Origin of the sequence: Parabacteroides hominis (assembly GCF_014287585.1) — a bacterium.
Lineage (GTDB): Bacteria > Bacteroidota > Bacteroidia > Bacteroidales > Tannerellaceae > Parabacteroides > Parabacteroides hominis.
In genome coordinates this window covers 1-15,013 of sequence record NZ_JACOOJ010000061.1, presented here as the reverse complement: position 1 = coordinate 15,013, position 15,013 = coordinate 1, and the positions used below count along the sequence as shown (strand labels likewise).

19 protein-coding genes and 1 tRNA gene are annotated in these 15,013 nt (G+C 41.3%); 13 read left to right on the top strand and 7 right to left on the bottom strand.

Annotated features, from left to right (window positions below):
* The first annotated feature begins 626 nt into the window (after nucleotides 1-626).
* From lpxK to H8S65_RS19805, 6 genes are all read left to right on the top strand, one after another.
* Nucleotides 627-1,739: a tetraacyldisaccharide 4'-kinase gene (gene lpxK, locus H8S65_RS19830; protein WP_186931535.1), complete on the top strand. Its 1,113-nt coding sequence runs from the start codon at nucleotides 627-629 to the stop codon at nucleotides 1,737-1,739.
* A complete protein-coding gene (thiL, locus tag H8S65_RS19825) occupies nucleotides 1,732-2,763 on the top strand; it encodes a thiamine-phosphate kinase (protein ID WP_186931534.1) in 1,032 nt (343 codons plus the stop codon). Before lpxK ends, thiL begins: the two co-directional genes overlap by 8 nt.
* Before the next feature lie 77 nt (nucleotides 2,764-2,840).
* A tRNA-Phe gene (locus H8S65_RS19820) sits at nucleotides 2,841-2,913 on the top strand.
* Nucleotides 2,914-3,164: 251 nt separating this feature from the next.
* Nucleotides 3,165-4,406 carry a site-specific integrase gene (locus tag H8S65_RS19815; protein ID WP_005645871.1) on the top strand — a complete coding sequence of 414 codons (1,242 nt, stop codon included), beginning with the start codon at nucleotides 3,165-3,167 and terminating at the stop codon, nucleotides 4,404-4,406.
* 55 nt (nucleotides 4,407-4,461) lie between these two features.
* A complete protein-coding gene (locus H8S65_RS19810) occupies nucleotides 4,462-4,662 on the top strand; it encodes a hypothetical protein (protein WP_005645875.1) in 201 nt (66 codons plus the stop codon).
* Complete coding sequence (locus tag H8S65_RS19805; protein ID WP_005645877.1) at nucleotides 4,638-5,558, top strand: SDH family Clp fold serine proteinase; 921 nt, start codon at nucleotides 4,638-4,640, stop codon at nucleotides 5,556-5,558. The genes H8S65_RS19810 and H8S65_RS19805 overlap by 25 nt, the downstream gene beginning before the upstream one ends.
* Before the next feature lie 138 nt (nucleotides 5,559-5,696).
* Here the strand turns inward: H8S65_RS19805 and H8S65_RS19800 are convergent, their stop codons facing one another.
* Complete coding sequence (locus H8S65_RS19800; RefSeq protein WP_025866776.1) at nucleotides 5,697-5,978, bottom strand: helix-turn-helix domain-containing protein; 282 nt, start codon at nucleotides 5,976-5,978, stop codon at nucleotides 5,697-5,699.
* 4 nt (nucleotides 5,979-5,982) lie between these two features.
* Nucleotides 5,983-6,270: a helix-turn-helix domain-containing protein gene (locus tag H8S65_RS19795; RefSeq protein WP_025866775.1), complete on the bottom strand. Its 288-nt coding sequence runs from the start codon at nucleotides 6,268-6,270 to the stop codon at nucleotides 5,983-5,985.
* Nucleotides 6,271-6,607: 337 nt separating this feature from the next.
* On the opposite strand from H8S65_RS19795, the gene H8S65_RS19790 reads away from it, so the two are divergent.
* From H8S65_RS19790 to H8S65_RS19760, 7 genes are all read left to right on the top strand, one after another.
* Nucleotides 6,608-6,916: a helix-turn-helix domain-containing protein gene (locus tag H8S65_RS19790; protein WP_025866774.1), complete on the top strand. Its 309-nt coding sequence runs from the start codon at nucleotides 6,608-6,610 to the stop codon at nucleotides 6,914-6,916.
* Entirely contained in the window at nucleotides 6,897-8,129 is a 1,233-nt protein-coding gene (locus tag H8S65_RS19785; RefSeq protein WP_121960116.1) for a virulence-associated E family protein, read from the top strand. Before H8S65_RS19790 ends, H8S65_RS19785 begins: the two co-directional genes overlap by 20 nt.
* Nucleotides 8,130-8,236: 107 nt before the next feature.
* Nucleotides 8,237-8,386, top strand: a complete 150-nt coding sequence (locus tag H8S65_RS19780; RefSeq protein ID WP_186931536.1) for a hypothetical protein — start codon at nucleotides 8,237-8,239, stop codon at nucleotides 8,384-8,386.
* A gap of 67 nt (nucleotides 8,387-8,453) precedes the next feature.
* Nucleotides 8,454-9,434, top strand: a complete 981-nt coding sequence (locus H8S65_RS19775; protein WP_032586345.1) for a toprim domain-containing protein — start codon at nucleotides 8,454-8,456, stop codon at nucleotides 9,432-9,434.
* 155 nt (nucleotides 9,435-9,589) lie between these two features.
* Complete coding sequence (locus H8S65_RS19770; protein WP_005645888.1) at nucleotides 9,590-9,973, top strand: MobC family plasmid mobilization relaxosome protein; 384 nt, start codon at nucleotides 9,590-9,592, stop codon at nucleotides 9,971-9,973.
* Nucleotides 9,939-10,862: a relaxase/mobilization nuclease domain-containing protein gene (locus tag H8S65_RS19765; protein ID WP_025866772.1), complete on the top strand. Its 924-nt coding sequence runs from the start codon at nucleotides 9,939-9,941 to the stop codon at nucleotides 10,860-10,862. The genes H8S65_RS19770 and H8S65_RS19765 overlap by 35 nt, the downstream gene beginning before the upstream one ends.
* Nucleotides 10,863-10,866: 4 nt before the next feature.
* A complete protein-coding gene (locus H8S65_RS19760) occupies nucleotides 10,867-11,592 on the top strand; it encodes a hypothetical protein (protein WP_118429340.1) in 726 nt (241 codons plus the stop codon).
* A 42-nt stretch (nucleotides 11,593-11,634) separates the two neighbouring features.
* On the opposite strand, the gene H8S65_RS19755 is transcribed toward H8S65_RS19760, so the two are convergent.
* From H8S65_RS19755 to H8S65_RS19735, 5 genes are all read right to left on the bottom strand, one after another.
* Nucleotides 11,635-11,967: a helix-turn-helix domain-containing protein gene (locus H8S65_RS19755; RefSeq protein ID WP_005646002.1), complete on the bottom strand. Its 333-nt coding sequence runs from the start codon at nucleotides 11,965-11,967 to the stop codon at nucleotides 11,635-11,637.
* Between the two features lie 130 nt (nucleotides 11,968-12,097).
* Nucleotides 12,098-12,517 (bottom strand): RteC domain-containing protein, encoded by a 420-nt coding sequence (locus H8S65_RS19750; protein ID WP_025866771.1) that lies wholly within the window; start codon nucleotides 12,515-12,517, stop codon nucleotides 12,098-12,100.
* On the bottom strand, nucleotides 12,471-12,710 hold the full coding sequence (locus H8S65_RS19745; protein WP_025866770.1) for a hypothetical protein: 240 nt from the start codon (nucleotides 12,708-12,710) through the stop codon (nucleotides 12,471-12,473). The genes H8S65_RS19750 and H8S65_RS19745 overlap by 47 nt, the downstream gene beginning before the upstream one ends.
* A 31-nt stretch (nucleotides 12,711-12,741) precedes the next feature.
* Entirely contained in the window at nucleotides 12,742-13,674 is a 933-nt protein-coding gene (locus H8S65_RS19740; protein ID WP_004315355.1) for a helix-turn-helix transcriptional regulator, read from the bottom strand.
* Nucleotides 13,671-14,297: a Type 1 glutamine amidotransferase-like domain-containing protein gene (locus tag H8S65_RS19735; protein ID WP_004315354.1), complete on the bottom strand. Its 627-nt coding sequence runs from the start codon at nucleotides 14,295-14,297 to the stop codon at nucleotides 13,671-13,673. The genes H8S65_RS19740 and H8S65_RS19735 overlap by 4 nt, the downstream gene beginning before the upstream one ends.
* Nucleotides 14,298-15,013 lie beyond the last annotated feature (716 nt).

Here is a 15,013-nt window from a genome sequence, read left to right as displayed (position 1 = left end):
ATGTTGACGCTAATGCCGTTCTCTCTCGAATGCGGGTGCAAAAGTAGAGGTTTTATTTATTACATCCAAATATTTTAGACTCTTTTTTCGCCTTTTTTTGACGGACAAGAAATGATATTATATGGTACGCATGTACGAGAAGTTTTATTTCATCAAGCATCAATTTCAGACTCTTTTTTAGGATATCATTTTATCCTTACACTTTGTCAAGCCTTAGTGGTGATTAGATAACAACAAAGGATACGGTTGGTATCTTATCCGGATATTGACTTGTTTTTCAATCAAAGCGCGGGATAATTACAATAATATGATAAACTTAAACGCGCAAAGAATCGAATATTCACAAACAAAGACGGAATTCTATCCGTTTATATCAAAGTTTTTTCAACCTTATCCCCGTGAAGTGCGCACTTCATCGCCACGAAGATGGTCCTCTTTGCCGTAAGTTGCTGAGATAATATGAATGTTTTATTTACAATACCCCCTAAGCTCCTGAAAATATTTCAGAATAAATACGAACTTACCCTCCAAAGAAACTTAAATTGTATCTTCTTTTTGAAATAAACAAATAAAAAACTGACAGCCACCGATAAGTTAACTATATTTGTGAGCAGATAAAAAGTTACATGCAAAAAAACAACGAAATAAAACTCAATTACTACCTAAGTCCTCTTTCCTTTTTATATGGAATTGGGGTATGGTTGCGCAATCGACTTTTTGATTGGAATGTTTTACATTCCGAACAGTATTCTATTCCTGTGATTTGCATAGGAAACTTATCTGTAGGAGGAACGGGCAAAACTCCCCATACAGAATATATCATTCGTTTACTGAAAGATAAATACCGCATTGCTGTATTAAGCCGGGGGTATAAAAGAAAAACATCAGGTTTTATTCTTGCCGATTCGGGAAGCTCCAGTTTGGAGATCGGGGATGAACCTTTTCAAATGAAAAACAAATTTCCGGATATACTTGTAGCTGTCGATGCTAACCGTCGCCGGGGGATTCAAAATCTTTTATCCCTACCTGAAAAAGATAAACCTGAAGTTATCTTGTTAGACGATGCATATCAACATCGATATGTGCACCCTTCCCTTTCGATCGTGTTGAGTGACTACCATCGTTTGTTTTATCATGACAAGCTAATGCCTACGGGACGCCTACGCGAACCAATAAACAATATAAATCGAACGGATATCGTGGTTGTTACTAAATGTGATAAAGATATGAAACCAATCGATTTTCGTATTATTGAAGAAAATATGAAGTTGCGGGCTCATCAGTTACTTTTTTTTACTAGCATCGTTTATGGAGAAATCGAACCTGTATTCCCCTCGGAAGCTCGCTCCTTAAACCATAAGGCTATCGAGAAAGAAGATGATATTTTATTGATATCAGGGATCGCAGTTCCCACTCCATTTATTCGTGAGGCAGAAAAGTATTCTAATAAAGTGTTGCCGGCAATTTTTCCCGATCATCATACGTTTAGCAAATCAGATTTCAAAAAATTAGATACGACATTCGAAAAAATGACTTCACCGAGAAAACTGATTTTAGTAACAGAAAAAGATGCAGCGCGTTTAAAAAACAATCCTCTTGTTCCGGAAAATTGGAAGAAATCTTTATATTATCTGCCGATTGTAATCCAGTTTTGTAATGGGCAGAGTTTTGATGAGACAATAAAAAAACATATTATCACATTCCAAAAAAATAGTACTTTACAAAACAAATATGAGTAACAGAACAGAAATATCAACATTAGGCGAATTCGGTTTGATCCGCCACTTGACTGACAGAATCGAAATAAAGAACAATAGTACAATAAAGGGTATAGGCGACGATGCTGCAATCCTTTCCTATGAGGATAAACAAGTACTTGTCACCACTGACCTATTATTGGAAGGTATTCATTTCGACCTGACTTATGTACCGTTAAAACATCTCGGATATAAATCAGCTGTTGTAAATTTCTCTGATATTTACGCAATGAACGGCCAGCCTAAGCAGATCACGGTATCGCTTGGCATCTCCAAACGTTTTTCCGTTGAAGATGTAGAAGATTTTTATGCCGGGTTAAAGCTGGCTTGTGATGTATATGGGGTTGATATTGTCGGAGGAGACACTTCAGCCTCTCTCACAGGATTTTGCATCAGTATCACCTGTATTGGAGAAGGAGAAAAAGACAAGGTCGTCCTTCGCAGCGGAGCCAAAGAAACGGATTTGATCTGTGTTTCCGGTGATTTAGGGGCTGCTTATATGGGACTGCAATTATTAGAACGCGAAAAGCGGGTATTTAAAGGTGAAAAAGATTTCACACCGGATTTTACAGGTAAAGAATATCTGTTAGAACGCCAGCTAAAGCCGGAAGCTCGTAAAGATATTGTCGAGATTCTTCGCAATGCAGGGGTTGTCCCTACAGCTATGATGGACATATCAGATGGTCTTTCTTCCGAACTTTTACATATTTCAAAAGAAAGTAATGTTGGATGTCGCATATATGAAGATCGAATTCCTATCGATTATCAAACTGCTGCAATGGCTGAACAATTTAACATGAACTTGATAACTGCTGCTTTAAATGGCGGTGAAGATTATGAACTACTTTTCACCGTTCCTCTCACCGATCATGACAAAGTATCTGAAATAAAAGGTATTAAAATAATCGGTCATATCACAAAATCTGATCTCGGTAACTATTTGGTAGGCCGTGATGGAGGTGAAGTCGAACTAAAAGCACAAGGTTGGAATTCTCTGGACGAATAAAAATTCAATAAAAAGTCGCTCTACCTATTGCAAGATTCAAAAAAGTCCGTATCTTTGCACCCGTTAAACAAAACAACGGTGCCATAGCTCAGTTGGTAGAGCAAAGGACTGAAAATCCTTGTGTCCCCGGTTCGATTCCTGGTGGCACCACTTTTTAAGAAGGCAAAACGATGTAAATCCCTGAATTTCAAAGAAGTTCAGGGATTTTTCTTTTCCAAGAATAGGCAAAATTAGTGAGATTGAAGCAAACCATACGTCCTTATTCAAGGGACTGTTTTTAAAAGCCCGAAATGTTCCACTGCGAGGTATTTACTTCATTCTTTTACAGCACGTTGCACTATTTTACATAACAGGGTTCTCGGTTCGATTTCCTAACTTTGTATCATTAAAAATTGAGCCGTATGGAAAGAAAAAGATTCAGCGTGTTGTTCTTCATCAAGCGTAGCAAACTGTTAAAAAACGGGGAAGCACCCGTGCGTGTGCGTGTCACTTATGACCGCCTATACGTGGAACTTCAACTAAAGCGGAGTGTAAAAGTCCCACTTTGGTCGCAGGAAAAAGAGAAATCGACAGGCAAAGACCGAAACTCCGTAGAACTTAACCATTACATTGACGCCCTGCGTGTGAAATTCTATCAGATTTACCAAGACTTGGAACTGGAGGGAAAGATTATCTCCGCACGTGCCATAGTGAACCGCTATCAGGGAAAGGACGAAACTTTCAAGACATTGTATAATGTATTCAAGGAACATAATGACAACTGCCGGAAGCTAATCGGGACAGACTATGCCGACATCACCGTAAGACGTTACGACAATTGCCTTAAATACCTCATGGAACTGGTTAAACGGGATTACAAGGTAGATGATATGTTACTGCGTGAGGTAAACGGGGAACTGGTACGCAAATTCGATTTATACCTAAAGACGGAGAAGCATTGCGCACAGAATACCGTTATCCGGTACATGAAATGTTTTAAGAAAGTGATAAACCTTGCCATTGCCAACGAGTGGCTGACAAAGAACCCGTTTGCAGGAATCAAGTTTCACGAGGTGGAGGTAAACAAACAGTTCCTAAGCCAAGCCGAGATAAACCGGATATGGCAGAAAGAGTTCAGGATTGAACGGCTGGAACTGGTACGGGATGTTTTTATCTTCTGCGTATATACCGGGCTGGCATTCATAGACGTGTATAACTTACGCCCCGAACACGTTTCAGAGGACAGCAACGGCAACCTGTGGATAGTGAAACCCCGTGAAAAGACAAACAACCTCTGTAACATCCCGCTTTTGAGCATTCCCAAACAGATACTTGAAAAGTATAAGGATAACCCCTACTGCATGGATAAAGGAACTTTGTTGCCCGTTCCCTGCAATCAGAAGATGAACAGCTACCTGAAAGAGATTGCCGACCTTTGCGGTATTAAAAAGAACCTGACCACGCACACAGCCCGGCACAGTTTCGCTTCGGTTATTGCGCTGGCTAACAACGTGTCACTGCCGAACGTGGCTAAAATGCTGGGGCATTCATCCACCCGAATGACGCAGCACTACGCAAAGGTATTAGACCAAACGATACTAAGGGATATGCAATACGTAGAGAGAAAAATATCATTTTTCAGCAACTTTAATGCTGAATTGTAAACTTTTAAAAGGAAAAAGGCCTATATTTGCATTTAAAGTAATCGTTATAACAGCCATGAACAGAATCATAGAAAACTTAAAAGTAAATAATCCTGCGATATATCAAATATTGCAAGAGCAAGAAAAACAAAAATGGGAAATAACTAGTGGAACTCGTTATAAAACCGTCAGTGACACTGTTTCTGCAAATTCTTCAATTGAATATAACATTAAATCTAAACCGAATCAATTATGCCAACATGGAGTGAAATATTAACAGAATTAAAAGTCGAAAGTGCCCAAGGGAATTCTGCTCCTTTTGATTTTATTCGACGCAAATACCTTTCTGAACTATCTAAATATACAAACAGAAATATTATTTTGTACGCAACTGCTTTTACCCAAAAAGGTGGAGCTCCCGAATTACTTTCGGTAACAGAGGAAGATGTGCAAGGAATGATGGAAGTTTCATACGGACTTGAAAAAAAGCCTGTAGATTTAATTATACACAGTCCGGGAGGTTCTCCCGAAGCAGCAGAAGGTATTGTCGAATATTTGCATGCTCAATTTCCTGAAGTAAGAGTTATTATTCCCCAAATAGCAATGTCTGCTGCCACAATGATTGCATGTTCAGGAGCTAGTATTGTCATGGGAAAACATTCTAATATAGGTCCCGTAGACCCACAGTTGATTATTAATAGTCCTAACGGTCCCACAAGTAATCCTGCAAAAGCAATAATTGACCAATTCTATAAAGCATTACAAGAAGTAAACGAACCCAATAAACAAGCATGGGCTATATTACTTAATCAATATGGTCCTTCTGTCATTACACAATGTGAAAATTATATCAAAATGTCTGAAAACTTAATTAGAGATTGGCTTAATAGATTCATGTTCAAAACAGAAGCTCCAGATGTCAAAGCTCCTATTATAGAGAATATAGCATCTTTTTTGGCTAATCACGATAACTTTAAAAGTCATGGTCGCCATATATCCCGTGAAAAAGCAGAATCAAAAGGGTTAAAAATAGAATATCTTGAAAAAGACTCTCAATTACAAGATTTAGTTCTGTCTGTGTTTCATGCTACAACTCATACATTTTCATCAACACCTGCAATGAAAATTATAGAGAATCAAAATGGGAAAGCATTCATAAAAATTCAAAATTAACAAGATATTGAAAAGACTATCCGCATAAACATGAAGAAGCCAGCAACACAGTTTTCAAGAAACCATGATTGCTGGCTTTTAATTAATCAAACAATAAATCAATAAATACAGAAAACAAGATTTCACGTTTTCAAGATTTCATTTTCTGTAATACCTTTCCAGCAGGTCTAAAATCTCGCTTTCCCGGTAGATGATTTTTCCCGGAAGCTGCACATATCCCAGCAGTCCCGTGTCCCTGTAATCCTGCAACGTCCGTTTGCTGATGCAAAGCCGCTCGCACACTTCCTCGCCTGTCAAGTAGTGTTCACCGTTCAATACCGGGCGATAGTTCATTACCACGTACTCCACGTGTTCCAGCACCCTGTCAAGGGAGGAAAACAGTACCAGCGTGGTTTCGGAATCTTTCGTTATCAAATCCATACGCCTACTTTTTAGAATTGTCCCTTACTTGGCTAAGCAGAAATGTTTCCACGTCCGAAGCCTTATAGTAAATCTTATTGTTAATCTGCGAATAAGGCAGTTTCCCCGTATCACGGTAGGTCTGCATCGTCCGGGCTGAAACATTCAGCAAACGGCAGGTCTCGCAGTTATCCAGCCACTTGTCACGCTTCCTGCGTAAAGGCACACAGAGCGCATCCACACGCCCCACAAAATTTTCAAACCTCTGTTTCCAAAGTTCAAAGGTTCTCTTTTCAATCGTCACTATTTCCATAACCGATATATTTATTATTATCAATACTCCGTTTTTCTTCACTGGTGCAAATATATAAGACTGAATGACAGGTTGTTTCTTTCTGTCCGCAAATGACCTTGCGTGTCCAAAAATGTCCACCACCAACCCAAACGAGCAGGAAAGAAACAATAAGAGAACAGAAACCCCGGTTTCCCCCACTTACTAAATAAGTAAGGTAATGAACACAAAGCCGTTTTCTATTTACCGACATTAATTTGGTGCAGAGCGCAGCAAAGCGATTCCAAACGGCTGACGCTTTGTTTTTTACCGATTTTTCTTATTTTATTTGTGGTGCTAATTCAAAAAACAAGCACCTATGAATAATCCTTTCGAAGAAATTTTCAAACGGCTGGAGAACATCGAAAAGATGATTGCCCCGGTCATGGGCGCACAGCCCGAAGAACGGCAGGACGGAAAAGAGCCTGTGTTAGTCAAAATATCCGTTGCCAGCGGCATAACCGGGTATTCGGTCAATTACCTGTATCATTTAGCCAGCAAGGGACTGATACCCTGCGTCAAGCGTGGGCGTACCCTGCGTTTCGACATGGAGGAACTCAAAAAGTGGATGCAGCAGCAGTATGTCCCGGCTTCTAACAGACTTCTCGATGAAAAAGAAAAGAGGTGATGAAACACGGCATATCGAGGGCTGGCAGTCGAAGAACGAGCGCATCGAAAGCCTGTTGAACGTCCTGTACGATTTCCGGTTCAACACCGTAAAGAGCCGGACGGAATACCGGGCTGCGGGTTCTTCGGACTTGTACCAGCCCGTTACGAAATTTGTCCTGAACTCGTTCAGGCGCAGGCTGGACGCAACCGCTGGTATTGTCACCTCTGCCGAGAACATCCGTACCATACTGGAAAGCGACTTCGCAAGAAAGGTACATCCCATACGGGAATACTTTAACGCCCTGCCGCTTCTCAATCCTGCCGAACATGGGCATATCGGCAGGCTTCTGAACACGGTACAGGTAGCCAATCCCGGCAAATGGGAGGAATATTTCACGAAATGGCTTATCGGTGTGGTAGCCAACGCAATGAACGACACGGGGTGTCAGAATCATACCTGTCTAGTGCTAACCGGGGACAAGCAGGGACAGTTCAAATCGTGGTGGCTGGACAACCTTTGCCCGACACCGCTTAAGAACTACCTGTTCACCGGAAAGATAGACCCGCAGGGCAAAGACATCCTGACACTGATAGCCGAATACCTGTTCATCAACATTGACGACCAGCTAAAGGAACTCAACAAGCAGAACGAGAACGCCTTGAAGAACCTTATCACCACCCCGGCAGTGAAATACCGCAGACCGTATGATGTTTACATAGAGGAATACCCCCACCTCGCCAGCTTCATGGCTTCGGTGAACGGCAACGAGTTCCTGACCGACCCGACAGGCAGCAGGCGTTTTTTGCCGTTCGAGGTACTGCACATAGACAAGCCCACGGCAGAAAGTATTCACATGGATAACGTCTATTCCGAAATCATGTACCTGTACCGTCAGGGCGTGCGCTACTGGTTCAATGATATGGAGATTAGAGAATTGCATTTAGCAAATGCAGGATTTGAGGTGCAGACGGTCGAGTTTGAAATGCTGACACAATATTTTGAGAAGCCGACAGAGGAGGAAGAACCCTTGTTCTTTATGACAACGGCACAAATACTGACACGTTTACGGGATATATGCGCCATGCAGCTATCTGAAAAACGGCTGGGGGAAGCGTTGCGCAAAGCCGGGTTCAAACGAGTGCAGAAACGTATCAACAAACAGAATTATTCGGTATATGGGTACAGAATAAAGCCTATTCCTGCATCCTATACAAATGACGATTACGGATAGGTAGCCGTGCAGTAATTACTGCAAAAGTATCACATAATCACTCAAACTGTTAAAAATCAGCCTATTATACAATACACAATAAGCAGTAAGATAAAATCCAAAACTTTTTGGAAAACCGGAAAAAAGAAAAACAAGAAAAGAGCAAGCAGGAATATAAGGCTGTATTTCTATTTCCTTTTGAAGAAATAACTTACTTATCTTACTGCATAAGAGATAATCCACTGAAAAAAAAAGAATTATGCGCAGAAACATGGTGACTTTTCTTCTTACTGACTTCTTACTGTGCTACTGCAATTTATCAATGAATATCAAAAAATAAAAATTATGACCTACAAGGAAGCCAACAATATCAGTATCAAAGATTACCTGAACTCTTTGGGAATCCAGCCAGCCAAGGAAAAGGGAAGCTACGGGATGTACCGCAGCCCCTTACGGGAGGACAACACGCCAAGTTTCAAGGTGGATTATAACGCCAATCTATGGTGTGACTACGGAACTGGTGAGGGCGGGACGCTCATCGACCTTGTAATGAAGCAACACCAGTGCAACGCCTACGGTGCTATCTGCCGACTGGAACAGGGCGACACCGCCTCTTTTTCCTTTCACGGGAAAGAACTGCCCGAAAGGGAGACGAAAAGGCAAGCAGCCAGCCCGATAGAGATACACAGAATACAGCCGTTACAGAATCCGGCACTCATACGCTATTTGCAGGAAAGGGGGATTTCTCCCGGAACGGCATCCCCTTACGTGCAGGAAATGTATTACCGCATCGGTGGCAAGCCTTATTTTGCGCTGGCGTTTAGGAATGATTCAGGAGGTTACGAGCTTCGCAATCCCCGTTTCAAGGGCAGCACATCGAAAGACATCACCCATATACGGCAGCAGGGAGAGCCGAGAGATACCTGTTTCGTGTTCGAGGGCTTTTTGGATTTCCTCTCATTCCTCACTATCCGGCAACAGAAAAGTCCGGATATACCCTGCACCGACTGGCAGGACTACGTTATTCTAAACTCCACCGCCAACACGGATAAAGCCTTATATCCGTTGGCTGATTACGGGCATATACATTGTATGCTTGACAATGACGAAGCCGGGAGGAAAGCGGTTGAAGCCATAAGGCAGGAATACAAATGGCGTGTACGTGACGTATCACACCTGTACAGCGGTCACAATGACCTGAACGACTATTTGCGTAGCCTTAAAGTGAAACAATCCCAAGACTTGACAGTTACCGACAAGCCCCAGCCGGAGCAGGATAACAGACAAAATCCGGGTGAAAAAAGAAAGAGAGGGCTAAGGATGTGACCTGCAAGACTGGCGGCATGAACAGACGGCAGGCTGTGTGATTAGGGAGAGCAAGGTTATGTTTCGGTCTACCGAAACACCTTGCTTTGCTAAACGCAAAGAAAATTTCTCCCATTGGTCGCAATTTTTAAGATACCACCTAAAAGCAAAAACGTATGACAGGGATAAGGAACAAACCGGGAGGTCGCCCGGCAAAAAGCCGGATAGACAAGCAGAACCGGGTAGTCAGCACGAAACTGACCGAGTTACAGTTCTACGCAATCAGGAAGCGAGCCACCGAAGCCGGGCTGCGTGTCAGCGAGTACGTCCGGCAGGCTGTCGTTTCGGCAGAGGTGACGCCCCGACTGAACAGGCAGGATGCGGACACTATCCGCAAGCTGGCAGGGGAAGCCAACAACATCAACCAGCTGGCGCACCGGGCGAATGCCGGAGGGTTCGCACTGGTAGCGGTGGAACTGGTGAAACTCAAAAACAGGATTGTTGAAATCATAAACCAACTGTCGGATGATTGGAAAAATAAAAAAGGGAAGCGGATTTAAAGGCTGCGTGAACTATGTACTCGGCAAGGAACAGGCTACCTTACTTCATGCGGAGGGAGTGTTAGCCGAAAGCAACCGGGACATCATACGCAGTTTCATACTGCAAGCCGGGATGAACCCCGACCTGAAAAAGCCTGTCGGACATATTGCGCTAAGCTATTCCCCAGTGGACGCACCCAAGCTGACAGACGGGAAAATGATACAGCTTGCGCAGGAGTATATGCGTGAAATGAGAATCACCGATACGCAGTACATCATCGTGCGCCACCAAGACCGGGAACATCCGCACGTGCATATCGTGTTCAACCGTATAGACAACAACGGCAAGACCATTTCGGACAGGAACGACATGTACCGCAACGAGCAGGTATGCAAGAAGCTGAAAGCCAAACACGGGCTTTACTTCGCTAAAGGCAAGGAGCATGTAAAGCAGCACCGTTTGAGAGAACCGGACAAATCCAAATACGAGATTTACAATGCCGTAAAGGATGAAATCGGGAAATCAAGGAACTGGCAGCAGTTACAAACCCGACTGGCAGAAAAGGGTATCGGGATTCATTTCAAGTACAGGGGACAGACTGGCGAAGTGCAGGGCATATCTTTTTCCAAAGGTGAATACACGTTCAAGGGTTCGGAGATAGACCGCAGTTTCAGTTTCTCCAAGCTGGATAAATGTTTCGGGGATGCGGAACTGAACACTGCCGGAAGCAACCGACAGACGGTTTCCGTCCCTGTTCAAGAACCGACACGGACACCGTTTAAAGCAGACAGTCCGTTACTGGCAGGCTTGGGCGGTCTATTCTCCGCCCCGTCCTCTCCGGCTGATGAAACACCCGACAATCCCGGTGAAAGGAAAAAGAGAAAAAAGAAACGACACTTAAAATTATAGGGACATGGAAGATAATTTAATTTTGGAGGGGCTTCTCTCCATGGTTACGGAACTGAAAGAACGGCAGGAGAAGCAGGTAATGCCAGCCAGCCGGGAGGAAACGATTAACAGGCTGGACGTTATCGAACAGCGCATTTCGGAAATGCAAAGTAAATCCGGCATTACTGAAAACATGGTGCAGGAGATTCTAAACCAAATCGGCAGTATCGGAAAAGGGCAGTCCGAGAATCAAAAACAAGACCTTGAAGATATAAAGGGGCTTATCGTGACCTCGCACCGATATTTCAAGGAGCGGTTAAAGGTGTTGTTCCCGGCTGATGATACACCGACCGGGGAAACAACGCCCGTTTCATGGCATGAAAAACTGATATACCGGGTAACTCCCTGCCTGAAACCCAAGTTCTTTCTTCTTTCAGCAGGGATAATCATTTGTCTTGTGTCGCTTGTGTTGAATGTACGTTTTATACAAAAAATGCAGTGGTTACAGGACAATGATATAAAATACCGCTATATCCTGATGAAAGGAAAGGCAGACGGCAGCAGCCTTGATTTGCTGGAAACGAAGTTCAACAGGGAACGGGACAACGCTTTCATCCGAAGCCTGACCGATTCGGTGAAAGGCTTTGAATACCGCAGCAGGAAACAGGCGGAAACGTTGGAACGGGCAAGGCTGTTGAACGAACAAGCCGAGCAGCTAAGGGAGAAAGCCGACAAATTAGGCAAGCCATAAAACAAAAGCAAAGCCGGAGCAGAACCGCCCCGGCTTTTTAATTCACTTCTTTTTCTTCGTGCAGTGTTCTTTCTCGAACTGGCGTAGCGTGGTGACGCTGAACCGCTCCTTAATGAACTCCCGGACATCGGAAGCCTTGTAGTACACTTTTCCGCTGATTGTGAAGTACGGCAGCGCACCGATAGCCCGGTAGCGTTGCAGGGTCTTGATACTTACTTTGAACAACAGGCACAAATCCTGATTATCCAGCAGGTTGTCATCTTCGGGCAGCACCCTGTCGGCATTGCGCAGTACCCGTACATCCTTGCAGAGTTCTTCCAGTTTGGCGTACAGCTTCTGCATCCATACGCTGAAATCGTCATTCTCTATATACATGATTGCTTCATTTTTCTGATTATACATTATGGTCTGTCAATCGATTGATGAAGCAAAGTTCAGAAAACAGGTGCAAAGAAATTATAGGGGGACTAATGGAATCCCCTATAAATAAGTCATAAACAGCTGGTTATCTGTACCCTTTCTTTTCATGTTCCTTGCGAATAAGCTCTGCCAGTCCATTAAGAAACTCTGTCAGCTTGCCCGGCTTTCGTTTTATCACGTCCTCATGCTTTTGGTAACAGTCACCTATCTTGATATTGAAAAGCCATTCAAAGGCTTTCGTCAAGTCCACTAAATAAACAGGCTTGCCATTTTGATACACAATCTTTTGGGAAAGGAACAACCCGCTAACTATTTCCATGATATTGATAAGAGTGGTTCTGTCAGCGAGATAGAGAGGGGAAAGGGCTTGTTTGTTGGTGCGTTGCTGCAACTGTTCCGGGTACTTGATACGCCATTCGATTAGGCGTATTTCGGTATTCAATAGCCCTATCGCTTCATCAATTAGATACAAATAGGATATTTTTTTCCTGCTCAAACCATACACGGTATGATTTAAGACGATACAAACCAAAAGAGAAATAGCGGAGTAAAATGCTATAATCTTGTTCTGTAATACTGAAATCGGCTACATGGGTCGCCAATTCTTCGATAGCTTCTGCAAATTCAGATGCAGACACTTTACGTTGTGAGCATTCCGACAATAAGCGGAAAAATCTTTGGTCGAATATTTTTTTCATTTAGTCGATTAAAAATACTATTTGACAGCAATCAAATAGAAATGTTATTGATAATATTTTTAACTTCATATTTTAAAGAATCTGGTCTTATTATAGTTGCACTATCTGCAAAAGACAGATACCAATGTGCAAACTTACTGATTGAAAATGTTAGAAAATGAAGCTCAAACATATCCCCTATCTCTTTCTCAGATGTTAATCCGTAATAATATTTATCATCATTCATTATGGAGGTTTTATTCTTTTCTATTCTTATAACGATTTCATGTAATTTTTCTTTATCATAAAACTCGCGTATGAATTTTTCCAAAGGAGGATGTTCCCGTGATTGTAATTCATTAAGAATGTGCATTTTTTGAATTCTATCTATCCGAAATGTAAGATAGATTTCTTTGGGAAGATAAAAGCCTATTAGATACCAGTTAGTTCTCGAAAAGAAAATTCCAACAGCTTCAATCTTTCGTTCTGAAACACTTAACGCATTACTTCCCAAATAAGATATTTCAATAATTCTTTTTTGGTATATACTTTGTAAAATAAGTAAAAGAATATCAGGTTTATAGGTAGATGATTTATAAGTATCCAATACAGACATGCACTTTTCCATTGTTTCTAACATATTTTTGTCTGCAAAACGCATGACAGACCTAATCTTTTCTATTCCAGACTTATAATGTTCGTTGCTATTTGAATCAGTTAGTTCATGTACTAATTTCTCTGCAATCAAAAAGGACAAAGCCTCTTTTTGAGTAAACATTAGAGGAGATAATTTGAATCCTTCTGCAAGTGAATAACCAATACCGGGATTTCCTATGATAGGAATGCCTGCCTCTTCCAATGTTCTTATATCTCGATATACAGTACGAATGCTTATATTAAAACGTTCTGAAATTTGCTGTGCTTTCACTAACGAGTGCGATTGTAACTGAATCAATATAGCAGAAATACGGTCTATTCTATTCATTTTGCATCTTTAATTTGAATATTTGAATCTTCAATAATAACAGCTTGTTTATTACTTATAGGAATAAGCTGCAACTTCTCATTATATAGTTGAACTATCTTTTCACCTTTTTTCTTGAATGGAAAATTTCCATAATGGGGAATCGTATAAAAATCGACCAAATCTAAAGAAGTACAGTCTTTCAATTCAGGAGCCTTTTCTATTGGATCAAAATTCACACTTCTCATATATTCTGCATCGGGAGAGGCTATTATTGCTCCGGCAGATTCCCCAATATACAGTTTACCCAATTTCACTTGTTTAGATATAATTTTATCAACACCTTTTCTTTTTAACTCTTGCAAAAGGAAAAATGTATTTCCACCTGTTATGTAGATATAATCGCATTTATGCAATATAGAAGATATTTCCTCTTTGGGCAGTTGGGTAATCTCGACTTCTTCAACAATCATTCCTGCTTCTTCTAAAGCCTTTTTCCCCTTTTTTACATAGAATCGTATTGGTTCTGTAAGGCTTGCAGTTGGTATAAAAGCTATAATTTTCCCTTGCAAATCTTCTTTGGCACAATCGACAAATAGATTAGCAACATCAGCAAATGATGAGCATAAAAATAATCTTTTCATATTCTATAATATTAAGTTGAATACTTTTTGATACAAAGATAGCGTCTTCTATGACAGCCCTATGTCAGTAAGTCTAATATTGAAGAGTTTTTTTCATCAAAACAATCCATTATTGAAATTTACCCTATTTGTAATGTAGCTGCACGTTTCGAAACCAGTGGGGTTTATGTAGTTATACATATTGCTCGACAAAAATACTCCTTTACGATTCAATCTATTGGGAAAATTGATACCTGACATTTCGACTAAAGTTCTTTCTATATACTTCATGGATATTGAAAACCTTCCGTCACATAGCCTGCAATTCTTCTTAATGATACAGAGAAAAATCCTCAAAACAACTCCTAAAAGAATGCTGAACAAAATTCAAACAGACTCTTAGTAGTAAATACAAAAAAAAGTTCTTGGAAATATTGATAATTCCAAATAAATATCTACCTTTGCACGCAGAAATCGAACCTAAGACACAAACTTGTGTTGAACGGTGCAAAGTTGTGAAAACCTTATTCAAGGGACTAACATCGTAATAAAGATATAACTTATTGAGAAATAGTGCTATATAAACCGATTTTCGGTTACTGGTGGCACCACAGAAAAGAGGGTGTGTCAAAACCGACACATCCTCTTTTTATATCGTTTCCTCCTTTTCCCGATATAGTATTTTTCTATGCCGCAATTTTCCGAGTTGTATAAGTAATAATTGCCATTTTCGTTCT